At 63.7% G+C, this 1,889-nt stretch carries 2 protein-coding genes; one reads left to right on the forward strand and one right to left on the reverse strand.

Features of this window, described 5'->3' with window-relative positions:
* Positions 1-63 precede the first annotated feature (63 nt).
* Positions 64-576 carry a hypothetical protein gene (locus KVS67_RS14140; protein ID WP_064845783.1) on the reverse strand — a complete coding sequence of 171 codons (513 nt, stop codon included), beginning with the start codon at positions 574-576 and terminating at the stop codon, positions 64-66.
* 756 nt (positions 577-1,332) lie between these two features.
* On the opposite strand from KVS67_RS14140, the gene KVS67_RS11385 reads away from it, so the two are divergent.
* On the forward strand, positions 1,333-1,725 hold the full coding sequence (locus tag KVS67_RS11385; protein WP_217565382.1) for an SHOCT domain-containing protein: 393 nt from the start codon (positions 1,333-1,335) through the stop codon (positions 1,723-1,725).
* The last annotated feature ends 164 nt before the right edge of the window (positions 1,726-1,889 follow it).

Raw genomic sequence — 1,889 nt, forward strand, 5'->3', positions numbered from 1 at the left:
TACGCGATCATCTACAGGGCCGCTGTGGTCCTGAATGCTGTGCTCGCATGGTCAAAACGATTGTCAGACATGCCCTAAGTCTGACGCGCGACAGCAGTCCACCTTGTGATGGTGGGTGTAAGTGAGCATCTCGAGAGCGTGGAAGTTCTCGGCGTTGATGACCGTATGGAAGGGCTTGCCACCGCCGTTCTCGACTCGGCCGGTCTCGACGAGGCCGGGGTACATGTGATCGCGGAACTCAGCGACGACGACGAGATCGGAAATGGCCGCCTGGGCCTCCTGCTCGCCGTCGACGGCGGTCAGGCGGGCGGTGCCGGTAGTGCGGTCGATGTGGTCGACGTGCCAGAGGGTCTGGTCACCTTTCTTGGTCTCCCCGCGGGGCGGGAGTATGCGGACCTTGTCCCCCTTGCGGACGGGCCGAGAGGGCAGTTCCACGGCCTCGGGGCGGTGCCCCTCGAACACGAGTCCGAACTGGCGCTGACGCCGGGTGCGGTTCTTGATCTCGCGTTCGAGGTTGGCCGCGAGGTCTGGGTTCGTGGCGCGGACCTGGCCGAGGAGGTCAGAGAGGCTGGACATAAGGGTGGATGCCTTCGCGTGTGTGCCAGTAGGTGTCGATGGTGGCGACCTTCCGAGAGTAGGCCGGGCGTCGTTCTAACGACTGGGGCGACACGCTTTGGTCTTTCGCCACGGCCCCGGTCAAGCGCGCCCGCCGCCATGAGCGCACGGCCGGGTTCACCCGCGCCGACGAGTACGGGCCCGCGTACACATCACCAGGGGGCTTGCCACCTGAGAGGCGGGAGGCCGCCTAACCTAGAGCCGCCCCCACGGGACCACGTGGACACATCCAGACCCCCGCGGGAGCCTTCCCAGGCGCAGGCCCGCGGGGGTCTTTCCATGCCCAGACGAGTCCGCCAGGCCCTCGGGACGCCCGCGGCGTCGCCCGGGAGGCCAATCCTGTGCGTGAAGAAGCCCCCGGGAGACTCGTCCGAGTCTCCCGGGGGCTTCCCCTGTGGAACGTACAAACCGTTCCCTGGCCGTCTTGCAAACGGCCCGCAGTGCGCGAGGGGGGACTTGAACTGACCTCGACCCCCTCGCGCCGCGAATCTTGGAAGGGCGTTCTGCCGCATGAAATCAACGATCTACGGCATGTGCCCTGTGGATGACTCCACCGCGATACCTCGACCTGCAGGTTGCTTAGCACTTTCGTTAGCACTTTTGCGGCGCGCCCAGCTCTGGCTGAGGTAGGCAGGGGCCGCTTGCCGCTTGCTACCCTGGGTTCACACGAAACTCTAGGCTTGGCCCCCAACCGGGCCGGAAGGTGAGGTCAGGAACATGGACTTCTGGAGCACGATCTGGGATGCGATCTGGTGGTTCTTCACCATCTTTGTGTTCGTCGCCTACCTCATCGCACTGTTCTCAATCATCAGTGATCTCTTCCGGGACCGCGAACTCAGCGGCGTCTACAAGGCGATCTGGCTGCTTTTCCTCATCTTTATTCCGTTCCTCACGGCGCTCGTTTACCTGATCTTCCGCGGTCGTGGGATGGGCGATCGAGCCGAGCGACAGGCACGAGAGACCAAAGCAGCGGCGGACGACTACATCCGGACTGTTGCTGGGGGACCTGCGTCTGAGATCGCGCAAGCCAAGCAGCTACTCGACAGCGGAACTATCTCCGAGGCGGAGTTCCAGAGTCTGAAGCAAAGCGCGCTGGATGGTTCCCGTTAGCGTTGTCGGGCAAGTGCACGAGCGTCCTCGCCGCGGCTACGACTGCAAACGTCTCTTCGGCAGCCGGGAAGAAGTCGACGGTGGTATCTAGGGCGTGTCTGAGAATAGATGCACGAGTCAGCTGAGACCCTGGGGACATGTCCCGGTTCCAGATGCTCTCTGAC

Origin of the sequence: Micrococcus sp. GbtcB5, assembly GCF_019091605.1 — a bacterium.
GTDB classification, from domain to species: domain Bacteria; phylum Actinomycetota; class Actinomycetes; order Actinomycetales; family Micrococcaceae; genus Micrococcus; species Micrococcus luteus.